Raw genomic sequence first — 23344 nt, forward strand, 5'->3', positions numbered from 1 at the left:
GATAAGTTATATTCTATTTTTACGATCCCATTTTTCCATACCGGCTATATTGAGATAAATGTATTACAATTATACCCTTATCAGTTTTTACTGGATAATATATCTCATACTTACCATCGTTTGATGAGAACTTATGGTCTGTAATCTCACCATCAAAGACCGAATTTAGATATTGTCTTTCTTCACTAGAAGTACTTAGAATATAGTCCACTTTAAGAGCGTTTTCTTCAGTTCTAAGGCCTGTGTAACTACTAAACCCTAATAGTAACTGTTTATCATTTAGATTATCTCTGACTATAACAGTAATTTCTGGAAATTTTTCCTCTACTTTGCCAAGTACTTTAATACCTTGACTTGCATTTTCAATATACTCTCTAGAAAAAGAGTAGTCAGACAGCCTTTCAATGATACTTTGCTGCTCTTCGAGTAAAGCTGATGCTGATGAGATTAGGTATCTTTCCTTTTTCTTTGATGATGCAATATCACCAAAGTACAAAAACATAAATATAACCATCAAAGAACCTAAAAAACATAGTAAACTATATTTATACTTATTTTTTGGAATATCTTCTGTCTGTTTACTGCCCTCAGCAATAGCCGTCAGATTAAACATAATATTAATAATTATTGAACCGAGTAAAACGGCAAATATACCTAATATGCTTAACACAAACATTTCAGTTATATTTTCTCGAAATACTTTAAAGCCAAAAGTTGTAGAGCAAGCAAAGATAAAAACCCAATAAATCAAAAGAACTACCATCGCTAAGGCTATTTTATTCGTTATTTTGACTATATTCATACTTAATTTTCCAGTTACTCATACTTCTTCAGTTTTTCTGTAGTATACATATAAAATATATACACCACTTACTATAAGTGAACACATATTATACAGACCACAAACAAATTACCAGCATAATATCTAAAGTGACTTACTTAACATAGATAGTTAAGTTTTACATGATATAACTTCTGAGATTTTTTTTATCCCCGTATCAATTAATTCTTCGTGAATAAAAGAAAAGCCAACTCTCATAAAGTTGGTTGGTTTATTTTCTCCATAAAAATGCATTTCACCAGGCTCAATAAACACTCCTTGCAGCAACAACTGCTGTTGCAATTCTTCTGTATCAATATGCTCAGGCATTTCAACCCAAAGTGTACTACCACCACAAGAAGGAAATATATTACATTCCGGTATATAGTCATTTAGTGCTCGTTGAAGTAGGTTCCAACGACTCCGATAAGCTTGAGCTATGCGACGAATTAAACTATCGTGATAACCACGAGATAAAAATAAAGCTATAATATGCTGGTTATTTGCTGGAGGATGACGCAGCATTAACCTTCTCAATGCCTTCGCTTGTTGAATTAACGGCTTGGATGCTACCATATACCCCAACCGTACTCCTGGTGCTAACGTTTTAGACAAGCTTCCCACATATACTACTCGATCACTACTAGTGATTCCTTTTAAAGCTGGTGAGGGCTGAGTAATAAAGTTAAACTCACTTTCATAATCATCTTCAATGATTATGAAGTTATACTTTTCTGCAGCAGCAAGTAGTGCCTGGCGTCTATCCATTGGCATTGTGACAGTTGTAGGTGACTGATGGCTGGGCGTGATATATACATAATCACAATTAGCTAACTGTTGACTCACTTCTAATCCATTTAAATCAACTGGTAAGGGCTTTATCATAGCTCCAGCCAAACAAAATATATTTCGTGCATCAACATAGCCAGGGTCTTCTACACCGACTATTGTGTTATTGCTCATAAGTAGACGAGCCAAAATATACAAAGAGTGTTGGGTACCCATCGTCACTAAAATTTCATCCTGAGCACAACGAATACCACGTCTGGGCAATACTCTTGTACGAAGTTGGTCTACCAATAAAGTATCATCATAATCTACTTGATCAACCAGCCAACGTCCTACTGTTGCACGACTAGAAGCGATACGACAACACTCCCGCCATTCATTAATAGCAAATAATCGACTATCTAGCTGTCCACAAATAAAGGGATATTGACAATTACGCCATGCTTCTGGCTTATCTATATTCTTCCAATTAAGTGGCACAAGTTTAAAACGATTTTCCCAATCAATTTGATTATGCTCAGTATGGTAACAAGTATAATCAGTATATACAGAAGCTTCCTTTACACCCTGACTAACATAGTGCCCCTTTCTTTCCGAAGTAACAATATAGCCATCATCAACCAGCTTTTCATAGGCAATAACCACCGTATTTCTTGAAACCTTAAGATGTTGAGCAAGCTTGCGACACGAGGGAAGTAAACTACCTGGTGGTAAATGCCCATCTAAAATTGCAGCAACCATTAGTTCGTGGATTTGAGCCTGCAAACTAGTACCTGGTTTAAGATCGAGATAAAACAACTGCTCATACATACCTAATTAATACCTACTTTTCTTTAAAAACTTAATATACGGCTTTTAATTACTTCATTGCTAACTATAAGCTATTGGCATTAAAAATATAGAAAACTGGCACTACTCAAGTTAGGTGGTTTTTAACTAGCTTGTCAGTTTGGAGCCTGTAAAAACAACCTAGAAATAGCATATACAGGATTAGCAGTTCATAACAGTATTTGTATACTATAAATTAAGGGATTATGAATAAATATAATCAACTCTTTCTTTTGCTACTAGTTAGTAATTACAGTTATGCTAATAGTGTAGACTTAACAGTAAATAACTACTTAGCTCCCATTTCCGATACACTATCAGCTATCGTTTTTTTTAGTATTCCAATTTTAGGAGCTAATGTCCCACTAATTGTTCTCTGGCTCGCTTGTGCGGCTGCCTTCTTTACTTGCTATCTAAAGTTTATAAATTTACGGGGATTCACCCATGCCTTCCAGCTTATTAGAGGAGACTATTGCAACCCAAAAGCCAAAGGAGAAATTTCGCATTTTCAAGCAGTAGCTACTGCTATATCGGGTACTGTTGGAGTAGGCAATATCGGTGGGGTTGCTATTGCCATTAGCATTGGAGGACCTGGGGCAACTTTTTGGTTAATTTTTGCTGGCTTTTTATCTATGTCCACCAAGCTAGTTGAGTGTACATTAGGTGTCATGTATAGACGCCAACATAAAAATGGCTCCGTTTCAGGAGGCCCAATGTATTACCTTGAGCATGGGTTGACAGAAAAAGGTTGGCCAAGGTTAGGAAAAACAATGGGTGTGTTTTACGCTTTAGCGATGGTAGTAGGCTGTCTGGGCATTGGTAACATGTTTCAATCTAATCAAGCTTATATTCAGTTTGTTAACATTACTGGCGGTGAACAAAGCTTTTTTGGTGAGAACAGCTGGTTATTTGGCCTTCTTATTTCTACTACCGTGGCAGTAGTCATTATTGGTGGCATTCACTCAATTGCCAGGGTGGCTGAACGGATTGTCCCACTTATGGCCTCATTATATGTGGTTTCTGCCATTATTGTTATTAGCTTTAATTACCAGTTTCTTCCAACCGCAGTAGAACTAATTATAAATGGCGCTTTTAGCCCAGAAGGCATTACTGGTGGTATGGTTGGCGTAATCATTATTGGTTTTCAACGGGCATTATTTTCTAATGAAGCAGGATTGGGATCAGCGTCTATTGCCCACTCGGCAGTAAAAACCAACGATCCTGCCAGTGAAGGCATTGTGTCATTATTAGAGCCCTTTATTGATACTATTGTCATTTGTACTTTAAGCTCACTCGTAATAATTACCACAGCAATACCTTATGGCTTAATGGATTCTGACTTACAAGGCATTGAACTCACTTCAGCCGCTTTTGCTTATCATATTCGTTGGTTTCCCTACCCTTTAGCACTTGCAGCACTTTTATTTGCCTTTTCTACTTCAATCGCCTGGTCTTATTATGGATTAAAAAGTTGGACCTACTTATTTGGTGATAAAAAAATTTCTCAGCTTATTTTTAAAGCAATTTTTTGTTTATTTATTGCCTTAGGTTGTATGATACAACTAGACTCAATAATTAAAATTTCAGATGCTTTAGTATTTATTATTGCGATACCCAACATACTTGGTTTGTATATTTTAGCCCCAAACGTCAGACAGGAACTAAATCAATATATGTACAAACTAAAAACAGGAAAGCTTAAAAATTATCGAACTAGCCAAAGTCAAGTACAAACAACAGGAATAGAAGTTAGCCATTAATCCATAAATTAATTGTTATAACCAAAAAAATTATTCGAGTAGTCTATACTTTATAAAGAGCGTTACTGATATAAGTTGCGCTCTTTGCGGTTGATTAAATTATTCTTAGTGATTTATTCACCATAATACGTCGATAAATAATCCAGAATTACATTCTTCTTATCTAGAGCTAAACTTTCCATACCCTGCTCATCAACCATCCAATCCAGGGTTTCTTTCCAACGTTCACGGTTCATCCCTTGCTGGATAACTAACCTAAGAGAATGACAGCTCGCACATTCCATACTCACAAGCTCACTTCCCTTTCCTGGTTTTAATAGTTTGCTTGTTGTTATAACTGATTTGGCTGGCAGTAAGTCATTAATGGGAATTTGCCAATCGACCTCATCATCATTTAATGTAGCAAGCCAAGCAATAACTGCAGCACGCTTCGACAGATCATCAATACCAGGAAATGGCATACGATTCCCAGGAGCAAATGCTGCTGGCTGATGAAGAAACCTATCAAGCTGTTGATAATCCCAACTACCTTGTTTATAAGTCAGCGCTACACTATATTGAAAGCCACGAGCGCTAGCAATTTTTCTGCTAGCTAGCCCCCATAGGTTAGGGCCTATTTTATGGGGTTGGTTTTTCTCCACACTATGGCATGCCATGCAAACATTAGCTATCTGTCGACCAACGACAACTAGTTTATTTAGTTTGCTTGTTTCCCCTTTTGCTACTTCATTATCAACTGAGCTGGCATTGGCAGGGGGATTAGCCATTACCAATGCTTTTGCCAGCAATATACAACTTAAATATTTTTGCACTAGCTAACTACCTAAACTGCTACTACCTATGCTACCCGAACGGCTATCCGATGAAAGCTGTTGTTTAAATAACCCTTGGGATTCCAGTCTATAGCAAAAGGTTGACTTACACCATGATCATCAGTTGCTTTTACCCAAATCTCATAATAACCAGTTTTAGGGAATTTCACTGTTGTTTTAAATCGCTGCCATGCTCCTTTATTAGCTGGTTGACCTAATCCTGCCTGCTGCCAGGTAGCACCAAAATCAATTGAAATATCTACTTGATTGACTAATCGGTCACCAGCCCAGGCATGCCCACGAATTTCCAGCTCATTAGTGTTGATCTGAATATTATTTTCAGGATAAGTAATGAGAGACTTAACAGGCATTTTTTCAATAATAACAAAATCCTTTTCATCTACTTTTTCACCTGGCGCTACTGGGTTATTTGGCACCCGATATGCCTTGCCTGTCATTTTAGGACCATCATGCACTTGGTTAAGCAACTCAATACGGGTTAACCATTTTTGTGAGCATGAGCCTGGCCAACCTGGAATAACTAAGCGTAATGGTGCTCCATTCATAGGGTGTAAGGGTGCTCCATTCATTTCAAATGCAATCAGGTTCTCGTCACCTAATGCCTTAGCTAACGGAACCCCTCTGGAAATTGGCAATTTGCCAGGCTTGCCTGATAAATGGCTATCAGCGCTGTAATGTGCCGTATAAACAACTTCTTCTTTTACCCCTGCTGCTTGCAGCACATCCGCCAGCTTAACACCTGTCCATTGAGAACAAGCAACAGCACCATATGTCCATTGATTGCCACGGGCTTTTGGTTCAAAAAATGCTCTACCGTTACCACCACACTCCAGAACCAAGTTTCTTGTTACTACATCAAAATGTTTTTTTAAGTCAGAAATTTTTAGTGTAAGAGGCTTATTAACCAAGCCATCAATTGTTAATACCCATTTTTCTGGATCAACGTTAACAGGGGGAATACCATTATTACGAATAAAGTGGCGAGTTGTAGGCGTGATTTCATCATCCAATAAATGGGGGGGAGTCTCAGCATTAACCGGACGATCGTTCAGAATGATTAAGCCATCTTTACCTTTGATTGCTAAGTCAGGCGTCCCACTTGCCATTGCAGCAGGGATAAGACCACCTGGCATATTACGGTGAAATGGAATATAACCACCCAAAGCTGCAGCCATACCTGCTAAACCAAGTCCTTTAAGAAAACCTCGACGATCAGGATAAGCTTTTCGGCCAAATACAACCTCATCGGCTTTAACAGGATTTTCTAAATAAAGATCTAACAAATCTGCCTGACTAGACTGACTTTCAATATTGTTTATATTACTACTTTTTCTATTAGCAGACATCTCATTCCCTATGCAGCAACGCACATACAGTTAAAATACTCTTTGCCAGGCTATAAGTTCAATATTTAGCCTGAGCCAATTTTATACAGCAGTAAATGTATTACTCCGAGTGCATTATTTAACTATTGGTAATAACAATCAAATTTAGTACTATAAAGCTCCAGTAGATAACAAAAATCTGTTCTCAAATCAAGATTTCCATTTATCCTAGCGAAGTGTTTCAAAGGACATTGGTTGTGTTAGAAGTAACTAAACGTAAGTATTTACAATTACTGACATCCCTAGTGCTACCCAGCTTTCTCAGTATAGACAATCTTTATGCTAGCGAATCCTTCCCCCATCGAGCAAGCTACTCTGATGTTAAAACAATTGAACTTGATGAGTTATATAATAAAAAAAACCAATGTCTTGTTATAGACGTAAGATCAAAAGTAGAATACGACGTTATACATATTCGTAATTCACTGAATATCTCTTTAAGCAAGATAAATTTTAGTACGTTAGTAGAGAATGCACATAAAAAGCAGAACAAAAGTTGCATCGTCTTTTACTGCAATGGACATACCTGTAAAAAGTCATATAAAGCCGTACGCAAAATGAACCCTTCAAAAATCTATAACCTAGTAAGTGCATTTGATGCCGGGATATTTGCTTGGGCAAACAAGTACAACAATCAAACTATCTTATTGAACAAAGTACTAACTGATAAGAACAAGCTCATTAGTAAACATGAATATGAAAAGCGCTTAATTAATAAAGACCAGTTAAACGAAAAATTTTATCTTATTGATATAAGAGATCACTACCAACGAAAAGAAGAAAAAATTCCTCTCAAGGAATTTAAGCGAATTCCACTTTCACGTATACGTCCACTCTTAAAAAGACGCCTCATTAAAGATGAAAATTTATTATTTATTGACAAAGTGGGGAAACAAAACAGATGGTTACATTATTATTTGAAAGAGTATGGATATCAAAACTATTCATTTTTAAATGGTGGTAGTGCTGTCTTTAAAAACCAGTGATTATCACCCTTTCTTCTCTCCCCTCCTATATGTTATTCACTCTTCAAGGGGAGAGTCATTCGCGAAGCACATATCTCAGCATTAACATTTGCTATATAGCTAAACCTATTATTTATATCAATTTAACCTTTCTTAATAGCATCCTGCCTATACTCACTGACTATGATTAAGCTTCACTTTAAAGGCTAACCACCATAATTTCTTAGTGTTCCCTCGGAAGTTCACGGTAGTTATAGTTTTCGCAATCAAATTCGAATAGCATTAAGCTCATTTATTGGTTCTTCCAACCAGAATAAACTCAATGGCACTTGATTATTTACGCCCAAGTTCAAGTCAGACAGCTTGGATGCATAGCCATATCGAACATGATCAGGCGTTCCCCACGCAGGAATTGAACCTGAATCAATAACTGAATTAACTTCTCCTTTTAAAGCTTTCTGCTCCAATTCCTTATCTGCTGCTGAGAAAGATGAATTCACTTCCAGGTTTACAAGACGAGTGGCAACCCTTAGCTTTACATTCAGTTTTGTCAATGCCTGTAGCGTTTCTTCCTTGGTACTGCTTGTCAGTAATGCCTTCGTATACAGTGTCAAATCAGACATAACTTTATCCTGAAACTGACTTTTTGTCATCACACGTAGATCAATGACATCTTGAATGAAGATTTCTGCATTATTCTCAGGAATATTTGGAAAATCATTTGCTAAACTGACACGAAGCATTGTTCGGTTATCTGACGAATAGTTTGTTTCACCTTCTGAAATATAACGCGGCATAATATTCGTGAGCACACCAATAGACGCTTTTACTGTTGCTAGTTGTGGTGAAACAACAACAGAAGCTACCTCTGTCTTAACCACATTCTCAACTTGGTCAGTTATCCCAGGCCTTTTTGATTTAGCAAGATCACTTTGAGCTTGTTGATAGTGCGATAACTCTTGCTTCAAAACTAACAAATTACCTTGATACATTGCTCTTTCATTTTCACTGAAATTTATAGTTTTTTCAGTGCCTGCTGCTTCTATTTTTTTTACCTCATCTGATAAATGTTCATTTAAACGGACTATATTAACGTCAGGTAAACCTAACTTTTCTGTTAATCCATGTATACGCGCTTCTACCTGTTGTAAGTAAGTATGCTGAATTCTTCCTGCCATTTGAGCCACAGACGCACCTAAAATCACAATCCCCGTATCTGATTGAGCATTCTTCATGTGTATACCTAAAACAGTTTCATAGGGTTTGTCAGAATAAACTTGGTCAATATCATAAATCGGCTCTAGCTCCTGTTGAATTGATTTATCTATAACAGAGTGAATAGCCCCTTCCTTTTCACTATCTTGACCTAAAGCATAAACATAATAGTCTGCTTCAAGGTTATCTGATGTTTTATTTTTGTCATTGTGAGTAAAATTAAGGCTTACTTTTCCATCCTCCCCCTTACTAATAGAAACCGTATCTACTTTTACTAGGCTTTCTTTCGCAGCTTTTGGAGCATGCTCTAACTGATTGCCATCTAAAAGTACAGGTGGAGTTGAACGAATAAACCACTTAATATTGGCACCTAAACTACCGGCTCTTTCTACAGCATCAATCCCAGCGTTGGGGCCATGTACTACTACTGTTTTACCTTTCAGCGATTCACCATTATCAGTCAAACGCATGAACTCATCCAAATCAAGTACTTTACTTTTCCTAATTATCATCATACCTAAGCTATATTTAGTAGCTTACCTGGTAGTGGAGGTGTTCTCAGTGCTACAAATGCTAGCCTAGGAATAAATTCTACTAAGCTAAATCTTCGATTAAATCGATACTGAAATTCAGCAAGATAACGTTGTGCATATTTAGCGCGAATAGCATGATAAGTACTACGTAAAGCACTTTTTAAGTTTCCAAGGATGGTGTTAACCCAATAAAATTCAGGTTCCTCTACTGATGCACGACCACCACCGCATACAATTTTATCATGAAGACAACCTGCTTCTATGACACCATTAAAACAGGCCAGTCCATCGGAGATTACGGTACTGCCCTTGGCCAAATTCTGCCTACTCCAAGCCGTTATCTCTTCTTTATTAAACCCTTTTAAAATGCTCAGTTTAATTCGTGTCGGTTGACCTTGTTTTGTTGTTTCTACGGCTGCTACAAAAGGTATTTTCCCATCTGCTCCCCTACCTCTTTTGCAACCTGTACGCTCACCACCAAGATAGGCATCATCAATTTCAATAAAACCCGACAATTGCTTGGTGCCTTCTCTTTCTTGCATCACTTTCATGAGCTTATGTTTCATTCTCCAGGCAGCTTGATAGGAAATACCTAAATGGCGATGTAATTCTATGGCTGATATACCTTTTTTGTCTTGGGAGATCAAATACATCCCTTGGAACCAAGTCTTTAATGGTAATTTGGTTGATTCAAAGATAGTACCTGCAGTTACAGATGTTTGCTGGTGACATTTATAGCACTGCTGAAGCTTTCTAGTAGTGAGTTGACAGCATTTGTCGTATCCACAATTGGGGCACTGAAAACCTTCTGGCCATCGCAATTTGTATAAGGTATTAAAGCATTGTTCTTCTGTACCATATTGTTTGAGAAACTCGTTTAAACTCAGGCCTTTTTGAAATTGAACTTTGTTGATAGCCATTATTTATACCTTCTCAATTAAGTTTCCATGCTGTTCAAATATACAGCAGTTAATGGCTTAGGTATAGTGATAATTAGGTTACTTTTTAGTACTGACCTATCATGTATAGTAATATTATTCAAACGCTGTTCTGCTCCAGTCAGCCCAACAGAGCTTTTATCTGAAAGAGCATTCGTATGAGGTCCTGCTCCGATGCCAAGTATCACTTGTTTTGTATAAAATTCCTGGCCTTGCTTAGTAGTCACTTTAAATAAACCATTATCTCCTTTTTCTACATGCTTTACCTCATCATTCACTTCCTGTACACCTAGTGAAGTAGCCCGAGTTATCTGAGCAGTATTCGCATCAGAAAATTGCTGTCGATCTGCATATTCTTTAGAGTATTTCGGTGATTTATTACCCCATGTTTCGATGAGTTCATTTTGGTGGTTAATAAATCCAGAGCCACGCACTTCTTTTGACCACGGTTCAACAGAGCCAATTACCATTGCACGCCCTTCTAGCGGTTGATCATATTCTAAAGTTTCTTTTGAATATTGACTTTCATATCGATCACAAACTTCTGTTAGAGCATAAGCTATGCTGCTGCCTCTCCCAATAAAAATCACATCTTGAATAGGCAGCTGAGATGTAGCAAGCTTGGTGCTATCGACTGAACTGATTGACTTTGCGTTCTCTACCCCAGACAAGCCCTGACTCTCTATTCCATGATTAACCAAAGAATGTAGGGGTGAATGAAGAATTTGCATGCCTGTACCTCAATTTATTAATTCAGCAACATTTACCAATTTATGCTATTAGTCGTACATCCAATAAAACTCAAAAATAAAGCCGAACCATCCCTATAAAACAAATAATATTTTGTCCTTTTAGATTTAAATAGATATACAACCTATTTAAAAAGCAGCTTCCAACTAAAATATAACTGCTTTACTATGCAGACATAACTGACTAAAAATAACTTCTTGGTCAAACTACACAAACTGTTTTAATGAACAGTTGAGTAGGACTACTGAATTGTATCCATATGAGTTTTTGTTTAGACAACAAAAACTGGCTATCGCAACTATAAATTTTATTTATGGAACTCCAGCCTGAAATGCCCCCGTCATCTGAAATACTGCACCACCTAGTTGAGAGAATGAGCCATTTAGGTAAACTCTGCATTCATAAACGGTTATGCACGAACACGTACCCCGATATGATTAGTGGAGAACTCGTTCTTAAACACGACACTCAAGTAAGTGAAAGTACTATTTATCGTTACATTTGGGCGACCGGACTCATGGAAGGGAATAATTGTAAATGCTAGATCAAAAGCTGAGTATAATGTTATTCATATAGCCAATGCACATAACATTCCTTTTTCAAAAGGAAACTTCACAAGTAAAACCAAAGAAGTCAAGAGAAGAAAATCTTAATAAAAATTTATTTTACTTATAAATTAGGTATATATTTATTTAATATCTCCTTCAGCCTTCCATTTTTCTCCATCTTCTCAAGCTCTTTGTTAATTATATTTAATAACTGTTTTCCCTGGGGATGTTTTTTTGAGATTAGAAAATGAAATCGTTCTTTGGGTACTGGTAGGGCTTGATAGGCTATGTCTTTAGTTAACAATGGCTTGTCAAATACCATCCAAGCGGCAGCTATTATTTCTAATCGAGCAAAGGCAATATGACAAAACTTACGATTTACTCTCGTGATAAGAGCACTATGGTCTTTAGTTGACCTTTCTATTTCCTCATTTTTAAAGCCAAAGTTTGTATAATTATAACCTAACAACCCACAACGCAAATCAGGACTAATTTTTTCTCTAACCTGCTTAACAGTTATACCTTCAGGATACTGGCTTTTTAGATAAAAGTATGCAGGGGTTAGCTCATAACTATGACGAGAATATAAGTAATCTCTGCGACGTTCATCATTTAAAGAAGTTGGCCATATCATGTGGAACTCTCCTGACTTAAGAGAACCAAGACAACGCTTCCATGGCCTGATTACATGCTTTAACTTGAGCTTGTAAGACTTTACTATCTCCTCCATTACATCAACATTATAGCCTACCAACTCTTTCGTTCCAGTTCGTTTATGATACTCAAAAGGAGCCCATGCTGTTTGAGGAGTTGTACAAGCTAAAATCTCAGTATTAGGTGGAATATCAGCATGAATAAACATAGACGAGCCAGCTAACACTAGCAAGTTAAACTTTGTGAAAGTATGCATTTTAATACTTCCTTACTAACCCATAACCACTCTATTAGTATAATTAAGTTTGGGTAATATGCTCCTTTTCCCTACAAGTTTAATCAATGTATCAACTATACAACTCAATGCAGTCTGTATAAAATATCATCCTCAACTGAAAACATATTTTTTAACCAAAAAAGTTTGATTATACATTTTATGAAAAAAATTATTTATCAAGTTTATATAATCACTTTAATTACCACATGCTCAGTTTATGCCAATACAGAAGACTCAAAAATGACCATACATTCTAATGGTCAAGTTATTGTAATCGAAGAACCTAGTTTCGAGCCCCATTCTATAGGTAGCTTTAGTATACGCTTATATAAACCATCCAACCCAAAATTCCCATACGATAACTTTATAACAGGAGTTATCAGTGATCGGGATGGAAGTATCGTTGAAGTACAAGTAAAAGATCTAGATAAAGACAAAAACAATGAAATAATCGTTATCACAGAAACTGCTGGTAGTGGAAGCTATTTTTCTGCATATGCTTTCAACGTAAAGAACAAAACTATCAAACCTTATCTCACTATTAATGAAGCAAACTCTAAAAAACAGGCAATACAAAAATTAGTAAAGAATAATTATTAGCAATACCAACCCTACTAAATATCGCTTTAGTAGGGTTGGTATTGAGTATTATTTAACTTAGGAAATTGACTTAAGGCTACTTCTAAAATTCACTACACAAATGACTGTATCAGTGTAGGAGATAGAACAACACGAGGAGCAGTTGCCGAAGGCCACAGTGTATAAAGAGTAATTAATATCCGAGTACTGATCTAAAATAACTACTAAGAGAAAAATCCATTTTTAGAGGCGAACTTAAATGCGAGGACAAAATGGAGGAATCACTATACTGATACATTCTTTATGTTTATAACACTTATTATCAGCAGCCATTGAAAAAGCATTTTCATCGATTATCGCTCCATCCATCACAGAACAAGTGACGCTCGTATCAATCAAAGTTGCTCGTGATAAATTAACATTTTTCATATCATTATATGTTAGCTTTGCACTCGTTAAGTTAGCATGATTGAAATTAGAATTAGATAAATTTCCTAAGAAAAAAGTGGAATTTGTCAACTCCGCAAAACTAAAATTTGTGTTAACAACATAAGCATACTCTATTTTAGCAGAGTACAGGCTAGCTCCGTTTAAGTTTGTATTGACTAATCTTGCTTTATCAAGAACAACATTATCCAAATTTGCCTGAGTTAAGTTCGTACTGATTAATTTTGCTTTAGTCAGTATTGCTGAATTTAGGTTAGCGTAACTCAGGTTTGCTTTACCCAAATCAGCATTAGTTAAATCCTGATAACTTAAGTCACAAAATGAAAGGTCGCAGCCTACACATGCTTTATTTATTAGCAAATTAACACGATTTAGCTCATTGCATGAGTTTGCATTAGCTTGATTCATGGCAACTGCTATATAAGTTAATGTTAAACCAACGATCGTATTTATCTTCACTTGAACATCCTTTGTTATAATAAATTATAAGATGTACACTAACATTTTAATTACAAAATACTTTTCCATTCACGACCTTTATCAAATTAAATTTACTTAAAGAGACTGATACACGATCCAATCAGAATCTACTCTCAAAGCTGCACAGCTTTTATCACTATAGTTCAAATAATATTAACTCTTATTAATATCATTCACATCTATTTTATACCTATCATAAATCATTTATAGATGTAAAATTAATACGTAAATACTAACGATAAAAGCTAGCGATAAACCTCTAAGAATTTTAAGAGTGGCCGAGGATGAAGTTAGCTAATCCTAAAAATCATTAGTCAAGTGTAACTAAGATGAGTTCATTAGTTTAATCACATGGACAGAGTTAAAATAGGATATAATTAATTTACCGAAGAATCACTTAGTTACTCATATCATATTTATTAGTAATACGATAGTAGTTTTTTTTCATATCTTCCGTTGCAAATACCTCACTAAGTTTTTCGACTATTTCTTTATCTGTTTTTTTATTACAAGCTAAATAGAGGCCTTCTCTTGAAATGCTATCAACATAAAGTACTTTCTCTACTTCTAAAGGAGATAGATTTTCTTGATTTAAACGATAATATAGAACTGACTCAGGATAAAGCACTAGTTCAAACCTTTCTTTAAATAACATTAGTATCTCTAGGTCACTACTAGGTGTTAATACAGTTTTAAACCCTTGAGCCTTTAACCAATTTGCCCTTGAAGACCCTTTATTGCTACCGACTCTATATTTCTTCGCATCTGAAAGACTATTGATAATAACATCTTTTCTATTAGCTAACTTAAAAAAGTACACTTTATAAGGGCCTACTAATCCTATCCAACTAAATATATTTTCTCTCTCAGGTGTTCTTGCGATAGGAATAATAGCTATATTCTTTTCAGTTTGGGCTATATGATACGCACGTATCCAAGGTAAACTTAAGAAGGACGCAGAAACTCCTGAACGAGTTACAGCGTACTTGACTATTTCAACTGCAGTTCCAGGTTTATTTGGATTATTAGTTACGTAGGGAGGAAACTCTGTCATGACGATTTTTAATTCATCGGCAAAACATCCACAACAGAACACAAGACTTAAAACTATAAAAAAGAACCGCACATCAGGGCACCATAACAATACTTATATTCAAGTATAGCAATAGCTATAAAAACATGCCCCTTATACAATCCAGCATTACTTCCAAAAAACCTACTTAATCGTAACTTTGATTAGGTCTTCATCTAGTTTTTGTAAGTAATCTAAACCAAATTGACCATTTTCTAAGCAGCCATACAATTCTGCAGGCAAGTTCTGTTGTATTTCCTTACTACAAGCTGCTGCAGCTAGCGCAATAGTAGCAACAGTATCTACATCCCCTGTATAATCAACACATTGTTTCAAATTGGCTGATAAATCTTCATGGCTAACAACAGCTGTAACAGCGGCATGAACAGCGTCAATCCCCAAATGTCCGACCTTGCCTTGCCAGGGCGTATCCCAATCACCTGGTATCTTTGATTTGAGATAACGTCCTAAATCCCTTTTGTCACCCAGTTGATATTGGCAATAATGTACCATCAGTGCAGCTGCTACAGCTGAATTAATTCCTCCTGCCGTATCATGGGTTACTTTTGCTTGAATAGTGGCATATTCAATAACCTGCTTTTCATCAGCCAGCAAGCCAATAGGACCCGCTCGCATCGCCGCACCACTCTTATCACTATAAGGCTTAATTTGTTCAAGGAATTGTTTACCATCATTTATATCCGTTAAAAACTGATAAAAACGACTAGCATAACCTTCTCTAGGGTCTCGTTTAAAAACATTTACAAAATAATTGGCAATATTATCTGGCGTCCAGCCCTCTCCACTGATTAATAATTCAGCAATCGCCAAACTCATTTGGGTGTCATCAGTGTAACAGCCAGGCTTAATGGAAAAGTGTCTTGGGTGCTGAATATATTGCTGTAGGTTGTTATGTTCCTTAACAACCTTTTTATTCACATACTCAAAACCAGCACCGTATGCATCACCAATTGCAAGCTCTACTAACATAGTTTATTCAAACTTCAGGTTGATTTATGAACAGAAAATAACGTTTAAAGTCTTGCCTTGCCACGTAGTGTAAACAGTATTAGCAACCTATTCACTAAAAAGTTGCTTTTTCCTATACTGATCTCTATATTTAAGCAACTGATCCCAAGGATACCGAGTATTTTTTTCATGCGTCTGTATCATAAAATACTTGTCAGAATCTTCGACTGAGTAATAACCAGGATGAGATGGACTCCAAGCTAAACCTTTATTTAAATCTAGTTTTTGTATTTTAAACTTTAAATGATAGTTTTGGTCTTTGTAAGTCCATACATTAAAAACAGAAGAATTACTAGCTGTCACTAAAATAGAACCATCGTAGCTACTCGTTAAAGCTGCAATATCAGTAATATGACTTGATAATTTTCCTTTTGTTTTCAGTGTATCAATCTCTTTCAACAGAATATTATTTAAGCTTGCTACTGCTAAATATTTCGCCTTTTCCAAATATACCATTAAAGGTGCTGTCATGGAGATTACCCTAGACTTTTCCTGGAGCTTCTGTTTATTCTCTATATAATTCCAGATAACAAGATTTCTATTTGTGGAGGCTAATAAAGAATTGGCTTATTCAAGCCCAACAATATTTTCAAATTTCACTTTACTAAATAAAGTTTTCTTACCTTCAAGAGTTGATATAAGCTTTCCTGATTTTATATCAAATATACGTATATCCCCCTCAAAGTCTGTTATAGCTAAGTGTGTATTATTTATAAACTCCAGATCCTTTATGGATAAGTAAAAATTATTTTCTGAAAATATTAATTTACCCGTGTTAATGTTATGAACACGGACGAATACCTTAGAATTGTTCGCACCTATATTGCTTACTAATGACTGACCAAATGCTACTTTTGATATTGCTAATTTGTCGACATAACCTTCGGAAAATGATTCATTAATCACTGGTTTTGATTGTTTTAAATCAAATAAGAAGTATCGTTTAGGACCTCCAGTGGCAAATAAGCTTCCATCTTTCCCTAGAGCTATAGATCTAACAGACTTTGCAGGAATAGTAGTTAACTGACGTCCTGTGTTAGTATCCCAAAGTTGTACATGCCCATCACAAGCAGTTAACGCAAGAACACGCCCATCTCCTGACAATTCTGCAAAAGTAAACGTCGAATCAGAAATTCCTGGTTTATAGGATGCCAGCTTTTTTCCATCAATAGTACTCATTCTAATTACATTAGTCTGGCCTTCTGCACAATAATAGTAAGGATGATCACTATGAGTTATTTTATCAGTATCTACACCAACCATTTCTTTACTATCAAAACTAAAACCCATCATGTTGTATGCCGAATCCAACTTATACTGCTTAACCAAATTAAACTGTGATGCATTCCATATGCTTACCTTATTTTTATTAACAAGTATAAGATTATTCTCATATTGATCATAGTGAAGCTGTGGTCTATGTAAAATATGCTGATCTTTTTTAAGAGTGTATTTTACACTTGCATTCTTATAATCCCATGCTAAGACTTTTGACCCCATCGTAGCTATAGCTAGGTAGCCTTTCGTGAATTTAATAACACTTGGCAATTTATGTTTTATTTCAACCTCAGAAAAGAGCTCATTGTTTTTTGTTTTCCAAAGCTTTACTTTTCCAGACTTAAATGCTACTGCAGTATATTTTCCGTTTAGTGAAATATCCATTGACGAGATTTCTTCACTTCTAAACTTGCCTTTTGCATAAAAATACTTATTAAATCCATTTAACATATCTACTTTGACAAAAGTCTGCCCCATTGCGGCATAAAGAAATCGGCCCTTCGGGCTAAACTTAACCACCCCAACATCACCAAAAGTATCAAGAGGAATTTTAACAAGCTGATTTGTCACGAGCTCAAATATTACTAAATTTCTATCTTTAGATACTGATGCAAGCCATTTACCATCAGGAGAATAAGTTATTCCAACAACATCTTCTTGATGATAGTTTAATACCCTAACCACTCGGCCATCACTGTTGTTCATTTGAATAATCTTTATTTGCTGGCTATTATCCGCTGTAGCTAAATAGGGACCAGCAGGATCATAGGCTATCGCATTAACGTCATCAGTATTGCCATGGTTCAAAAATATTTCAAACTGTGTTGTTGAGGCCACAGAAAGACTGGAACAACAGGTTATTAAAATCAATAAAAATATCTGACTACTCATATAAAAAACCTTACAACCAGTTTCATGATTACTATTTAGTTAAAGCACATGGAAAATTTGTAGTAAAGAGCTCTATAGAGGGTATTTTTCATAGGCTTGCCTGGTATCAAACTGCAAAATATCAATATACTTCTGAATAGTTAGAAATACATCTTCTAAATTATCCTGCTCAATTTCTTGCAACTCTGTAGCATCCGAATAAATAAGATCCAAACAAGAATCAATATCAGTTTTTTCAAACCCAATAATAGTAATCAAATAATCACTTTTTCTTTTTTTAACTGTAATCCAATGATAGTTACTTGTAGATCTACCATGAACTTCACCAATTAACAGCTCACCTTTATTTAGCCTAGACTCAATAAGTTTCTTTTTATCATCGACAGAAACAGGTATTCTTTTTTTCCTTGTTTCTGCAATACAGCGGTCAGCTGAACAATTATACTCTATGTATAACTTTTCTGCTTCACTTAAAGCTATATCCAACGCCGCACAAATACGTTCAACATCATTTTTTTTCTTTTTAAATAGCTCTTTTTTTGCACTCTCATACCCCATCCCTGACTGCACTATATTAACAATCATTCCCAAAGTTAGCCCTGTTTCATTTTTTAACTTTTTTATCAACTCTGCTTTATTCATATTCTCTTAATTTTGGTAGCCTGAATCATCTGGTTTAAAGTCATGAGGGCTCCACGCAGAGTCAGAGTCCCAATTAAAGTTAACCCGAATAATTGGACCATCTTTATGATGAACTTGTAAATGAGGGTAATCTCCATGAGATGTTCCATGCCCAATAACTCGTCCCGTATTAGAATCTAGTTCATCATCCCAGTGGTAAGTCCCAGCCTTAGAAGACGCCACCTTTCCTTGCATTTGACCAATCACATCATTCGAATATTTAGCATTAGCAGGATTCACCCCTGTAGTATTTGTATATTTAGTATCGCCTCCAATAAACATAGATCGCATCAACTTTTCTGCCTCCTCTCTTGTCGCTACATCGACACTTATTTCTTTACCTGCAGTTCCAGAATTGAGTAATTCTTCTATCTGTCTTTGAGCACTTTCAGCAGTCCCCTTTAGCTTGGGTAGTTTAGGGCAGTCTTCAGGCTTAGCCATTAAACCCAAGGGATCAACCCAATTAACAGGATTAGCTGCATATTGGAAGCTATTAACTCCCCCCAACAACCCAATTGGGTCCTGATTAATAAACCTTCCTACTTCCGGATGGTAATACCTAAACCGGTTGTAGTGCAATCCTGTTTCTTCATCATGGTATTGCCCCTGGAACCGTAGGTTGTTTTCAACTTGGGCTTTTTCTTTCAGGGCTAAAGCGCCATAAGCTTTATATCGGCCTGACCACACCAGTTCGCCATTCTCGGCTGTCATTTCTTGAGGGGTGCCGAGATGATCTAAGTAGTAATAAAACAGCTTTCCATTGATGATTTGAGCTAGCGGCTTAAAACTATCAGGCTCATAAATATACAGCTTTTGTTGTTTAGGTCGTACTTCGCTTAATAATACATCACCATTCCAGTAAAACTGCACTTCCCCTTGGGGCGTAGTTTTACTAACTCGGCGCCCTAGTGCATCATATTTATAATCAAACTCGCCTTTTTGATTTTTGACTTTAACCAGTTGGTTTTGGGTATTATAAAAATAATGGGTTTCTATGCGGCCTTCTCGTCCGCGTTTTTCTTTGATCAAGTTGCCACGATTGTCGTATTCAAAGCGGCGATCGCCAAAGAAAGCTAATCGATTTCCTTTAGACTGCTGCGGACTGGTTGTGGTTGGCAATTCTGGTTCTGAACTGTCTTTTTTCGCCAGCAGGTTATTCGCCGGGTCAAAGGCAAATTGTTCATTAATAAAGCCTTGCACCTGGGTCAATCGATCCAGCGCATCATAATAAAAGCGAGTAGCGCCTTTCTTCAGGTCACTGATTAAGTTGAGGTTACCACTTTGATCATAACCATACTGTCGTTGGATCAGTGGCTGTTGCTGTCCTTTAGTTAATACCCGGTGTTTTTGCAAGCGACCCACTGGGTCATATTCAAACTCACTTAAGGTATTACCTTGCAACCGGGCAATTTCTCTGCCAGTCACATCTCGCTTCAACTGGCTGATTGGGTTGCCATCCAAAGCAATTTGGGTATACAACTGTTGATGATTATACTTAAATGCCAGTACTTGCCCACTGGGTAACACGCTTTCAATACGGTTACCCAATGCATCATAGCCGTGCTTTAATTCAGTATCATCCTGCTTTTCCAGGGTTAAATAGCCTTGACTATTATACTCAAACGCTAACTGGCGATGAGGGTTTTGTGCAGTAATTAAATGGCCACAGGCATCATACTGAAAGTGAGTGGCTTCACCATCAGCGGTAGCTTTACTGATTAATTGCCCAAGTTTATTTCGGGTAAATTGAGTTAACAGACTGGATTGCAACTTTTCCTGGTCGGCTGGCTGGGAACCATTTATGCCTAGTGATGACTCAGGTTTAGCTACTGACCCATCAATGCTGGCAATTAAATGCCCAGCTGAATCATATTGATAATGTTGCTCTCTGCCATCAAAACCTATTTCACTAATTAACCGCTCATTTTTGTCATAAATTAATCGATAGATTTCTGCTTTTTCATTTTTTAAACCGACTAAATTACGCTCTTTGTCATAAAAATATTCTAGTGATTGGCCTGCTGGATCAATTCGTTTTCTAACTTGAGACAAACCGTCATATTGATATTGGGTTACCCGACCAGCACCATCAATATAACGGGTTAACTGACCTGCAGCATTATACTCAAACTGCTGTATCTGGCCATCTGGTTGGCTGATTTTGCTAATTAACCCTAAAGTATTATATTCATAGCGAGTAACTGCCAGATTATGATCCTGACTGGCAATAATTTGTCCTTGTGGGTTATAGGCATATTTTTGGCTACTGCCTTCGTGATCTTTTTCTGCAACCAATTCACCATGAGCATCCCACAACAACAGCCGTACTTGACCTAAGGGATTAGTGATTTTGCTGGGTAACCCTTGTTTAGTGTATTCAATTTGCGTTTCATTACCTTCTGGGTCTATTCGCTTGGTCAGCAACCCCAAACGGTTATATTCCCTGAGCCAACTGTTGCCTAACGGATCAGTGACAGCAGTAACTCGTCCAGCATCATCATACGCCAGTTGATGCTGATTACCTTCTGCATCAATTACACAGGCCAACAGCCCTGAGTCATTATATTGATATTCGGTTGCTGCACCATTGGGGTCTATAGTTTTAGCTTTTCTTCCATGCTCATCGTATTCATAAAGGGTTTCTCCACCCTCCGGATCTATTTCCTTATCAACCAGCCCTCGTTCATTATAATAAACTGTTCGCACACCACCGTTACTATCCGTACATGTGGTGATTTTATTATCATCATCCCAGCCAAAGCGATAATCGTAAATACCATTATCCCCCCACTGGTGAACACAAAGGCCATGAATATTGTATTGGTCCCACTCAAAATAAAAGCTAAAGCCAGTCTTTAAAATACGACGGGTAATAACGTGGTTTTTATAAGCAAATTGCTCTTTATTGCCTGCACAATCAACCACAGCAATTAAATCCTGAGATTGATCATACTGATAAGTCACCAATGTGTGTCGATGAGTAATTTGCCCTTCCGTGTTATAACGCAGCTCTTCAAGCTGGGTGAGCAAACGGCCGCTATACTGACATACTACCGCCCTCCCCCAGTTACTTTTTAAACTGGTTAAATAGCCTTTTTCATAGTGACACTGCCAGTAATTATTCGCAGCATCTTCCAGCCGATACAAACGAGCAACTTGGTTTGATCTTTTAAATAGTTTATCTGGCTGATCAGGTGCTGTTAATCGATAGACATCTTCTGCTTCCCAATTCAGAGTAATTTGTTCAGCCGTGTTTTCTGTAAATTGTCCCTGCTCACGAATAACCGGAAAACTAATTACCCGCCCTTCGTAGTTAAATAAGCTGATTTCCCGCTCAGAAAAGCTCAAATATTCGGTTAACGGATAAGTCCAGCCATGGCCTAACCCAGTATTACGGCAATGGCCCGTTCGGTAAGTTCGATTCCACTCTAAAGGCAAAGGAGTATCTATAACAAAGTCCTGCTGCGTCAGTAACTCTTCCCCTGTTACCAAACTGATGGGTTCACCACCTTTACATACCTTGCTACCCTCAGGACAGGTTTTGTCATTATCAACTTTACCTGTTTGCCTGCTAGTGCCAGATTTAGGATTAGTTTCTACAATATGATCGTTGTTTGCTTTAGTAACACCATTATACTTTTTACGTTGTTTAATTTTTTTCAGAGCTTTCGCTAGTTTTTTCAGTGTACTAATGGCTTTATTACCATAACTCCCCAATTTACTTGCTATATTAGTAGCCATCGCAACACCACCAGCCCCTCCAGAGACTGCTGCCAATACAATACCTACTACTATGTCAAAAATAGCACCACCAGCCATTCGAGTTTTATCAACTGCGGGTAAAGCATCCCAATAACGACCTGGAAAATCTCGCAAATAACTTAAAGTTTCAGGGTCATCCAGAATGGCAATCAGTAATTCTTTTATTTCAACTGCTTCAGCAACAATTTCATTGCCTTCTTCCCTGGCAGTATTTAATTTTTGCTCAAGCTTATCAATATCCCCAGTAACAATCGCATTGAGAATATCAAAATATTCCATTTGAGCTTTGCTCAAAACATCCGCTGCCAGGGTAACCATATCCCAGATACCCGCTATAGAGTCACCTGCCCCTGACAAAGCAGCACCCGTATAAATTAGCCCTTGTTTCCACCAGGCTTCCTTGTCCAAGGCCTCATCCATATACAGCTTTTTAGCTTCCTGATCTTTGATGATACCATCCAGAGCCTCTACAAACTCTTTTCTTAACTTGGCCGCTTCTGCTTCATCAGGGTTGTCTCCGTAAATAACTTCGACTTTACCTGGCGGAATATTTTCTTCCCGAGCATTACCCTGTTCGTCTAAATTGCCACTGGCCACTTCATTACCATCAACCAACACTTTATAAGGCGCGTTAGCTGCAGGAGTTTCATCGTGATCTTTATAGCAATAATTTAATGCAATCCAATGATTATTTTTACTGCATTTAACCGTAGAATTCGGTTCATCCTTAGACAAGTTTTTGCCATTATCCACCATGGATTCAATAAAATTGGCATTAGGCATAAATGACGGCAGGTCAGACATAATTTGTTATTTCCTTATTTAGCCAG

General features: G+C 36.9%; 18 protein-coding genes. 3 read left to right on the forward strand and 15 right to left on the reverse strand.

What is annotated here, in order from left to right:
* Positions 1–19: 19 nt before the first annotated feature.
* Together G4Y78_RS23430 and pdxR are read right to left on the reverse strand one after the other, a co-directional pair.
* The gene (locus tag G4Y78_RS23430; RefSeq protein WP_163835308.1) at positions 20–802 is read right to left on the reverse strand and encodes a hypothetical protein; all 783 of its coding nucleotides are present in this window, start codon (positions 800–802) and stop codon (positions 20–22) included.
* Positions 803–952: 150 nt separating this feature from the next.
* Entirely contained in the window at positions 953–2419 is a 1467-nt protein-coding gene (gene pdxR, locus G4Y78_RS23435; protein WP_163835309.1) for a MocR-like pyridoxine biosynthesis transcription factor PdxR, read from the reverse strand.
* A 224-nt stretch (positions 2420–2643) separates the two neighbouring features.
* Here pdxR and G4Y78_RS23440 point away from each other — a divergent pair, with 224 nt between their 5' ends.
* Positions 2644–4197, forward strand: coding sequence for an alanine/glycine:cation symporter family protein (locus G4Y78_RS23440; protein WP_163835310.1), 1554 nt, complete (start codon positions 2644–2646; stop codon positions 4195–4197).
* A gap of 113 nt (positions 4198–4310) precedes the next feature.
* Here G4Y78_RS23440 and G4Y78_RS23445 read toward each other — a convergent pair whose 3' ends face one another.
* On the reverse strand, positions 4311–5009 hold the full coding sequence (locus G4Y78_RS23445; RefSeq protein ID WP_163835311.1) for a c-type cytochrome: 699 nt from the start codon (positions 5007–5009) through the stop codon (positions 4311–4313).
* 26 nt (positions 5010–5035) lie between these two features.
* Positions 5036–6376: a molybdopterin-dependent oxidoreductase gene (locus tag G4Y78_RS23450; protein WP_163835312.1), complete on the reverse strand. Its 1341-nt coding sequence runs from the start codon at positions 6374–6376 to the stop codon at positions 5036–5038.
* A 236-nt stretch (positions 6377–6612) separates the two neighbouring features.
* On the opposite strand from G4Y78_RS23450, the gene G4Y78_RS23455 reads away from it, so the two are divergent.
* On the forward strand, positions 6613–7401 hold the full coding sequence (locus tag G4Y78_RS23455) for a rhodanese-like domain-containing protein (protein WP_163835313.1): 789 nt from the start codon (positions 6613–6615) through the stop codon (positions 7399–7401).
* Positions 7402–7646: 245 nt separating this feature from the next.
* On the opposite strand, the gene G4Y78_RS23460 is transcribed toward G4Y78_RS23455, so the two are convergent.
* The 4 genes from G4Y78_RS23460 to G4Y78_RS23475 all read right to left on the reverse strand — a co-directional run bounded on the left by G4Y78_RS23460 (position 7647) and on the right by G4Y78_RS23475 (position 12274).
* Positions 7647–9077 carry a hypothetical protein gene (locus tag G4Y78_RS23460; RefSeq protein WP_163835314.1) on the reverse strand — a complete coding sequence of 477 codons (1431 nt, stop codon included), beginning with the start codon at positions 9075–9077 and terminating at the stop codon, positions 7647–7649.
* 35 nt (positions 9078–9112) lie between these two features.
* Positions 9113–10048 carry an IS1595 family transposase gene (locus G4Y78_RS23465; protein WP_163830705.1) on the reverse strand — a complete coding sequence of 312 codons (936 nt, stop codon included), beginning with the start codon at positions 10046–10048 and terminating at the stop codon, positions 9113–9115.
* Positions 10049–10065: 17 nt separating this feature from the next.
* A complete protein-coding gene (locus tag G4Y78_RS23470) occupies positions 10066–10797 on the reverse strand; it encodes a hypothetical protein (RefSeq protein WP_163835315.1) in 732 nt (243 codons plus the stop codon).
* A gap of 688 nt (positions 10798–11485) precedes the next feature.
* Positions 11486–12274, reverse strand: a complete 789-nt coding sequence (locus G4Y78_RS23475; protein WP_163835316.1) for a substrate-binding periplasmic protein — start codon at positions 12272–12274, stop codon at positions 11486–11488.
* A gap of 180 nt (positions 12275–12454) precedes the next feature.
* Here G4Y78_RS23475 and G4Y78_RS23480 point away from each other — a divergent pair, with 180 nt between their 5' ends.
* On the forward strand, positions 12455–12895 hold the full coding sequence (locus G4Y78_RS23480) for a PliI family lysozyme inhibitor of I-type lysozyme (RefSeq protein ID WP_163835317.1): 441 nt from the start codon (positions 12455–12457) through the stop codon (positions 12893–12895).
* A gap of 234 nt (positions 12896–13129) precedes the next feature.
* Here the strand turns inward: G4Y78_RS23480 and G4Y78_RS23485 are convergent, their stop codons facing one another.
* The 7 genes from G4Y78_RS23485 to G4Y78_RS23515 all read right to left on the reverse strand — a co-directional run bounded on the left by G4Y78_RS23485 (position 13130) and on the right by G4Y78_RS23515 (position 23318).
* Complete coding sequence (locus tag G4Y78_RS23485) at positions 13130–13780, reverse strand: pentapeptide repeat-containing protein (protein WP_163835318.1); 651 nt, start codon at positions 13778–13780, stop codon at positions 13130–13132.
* Between the two features lie 418 nt (positions 13781–14198).
* Entirely contained in the window at positions 14199–14927 is a 729-nt protein-coding gene (locus G4Y78_RS23490; protein WP_163835319.1) for a substrate-binding periplasmic protein, read from the reverse strand.
* A gap of 90 nt (positions 14928–15017) precedes the next feature.
* The gene (locus G4Y78_RS23495) at positions 15018–15863 is read right to left on the reverse strand and encodes an ADP-ribosylglycohydrolase family protein (RefSeq protein ID WP_163835320.1); all 846 of its coding nucleotides are present in this window, start codon (positions 15861–15863) and stop codon (positions 15018–15020) included.
* Positions 15864–15950: 87 nt separating this feature from the next.
* A complete protein-coding gene (locus G4Y78_RS23500; protein ID WP_163835321.1) occupies positions 15951–16373 on the reverse strand; it encodes a hypothetical protein in 423 nt (140 codons plus the stop codon).
* Positions 16374–16469: 96 nt separating this feature from the next.
* Positions 16470–18071 (reverse strand): WD40 repeat domain-containing protein, encoded by a 1602-nt coding sequence (locus G4Y78_RS23505; RefSeq protein ID WP_163835322.1) that lies wholly within the window; start codon positions 18069–18071, stop codon positions 16470–16472.
* 72 nt (positions 18072–18143) lie between these two features.
* The gene (locus tag G4Y78_RS23510; RefSeq protein ID WP_163835323.1) at positions 18144–18713 is read right to left on the reverse strand and encodes a hypothetical protein; all 570 of its coding nucleotides are present in this window, start codon (positions 18711–18713) and stop codon (positions 18144–18146) included.
* A gap of 6 nt (positions 18714–18719) precedes the next feature.
* Positions 18720–23318, reverse strand: a complete 4599-nt coding sequence (locus G4Y78_RS23515; RefSeq protein WP_163835324.1) for an RHS repeat-associated core domain-containing protein — start codon at positions 23316–23318, stop codon at positions 18720–18722.
* Positions 23319–23344: the final 26 nt, after the last annotated feature.

This window comes from Spartinivicinus ruber (assembly GCF_011009015.1).
Classification (GTDB): Bacteria; Pseudomonadota; Gammaproteobacteria; order Pseudomonadales; family Zooshikellaceae; genus Spartinivicinus; species Spartinivicinus ruber.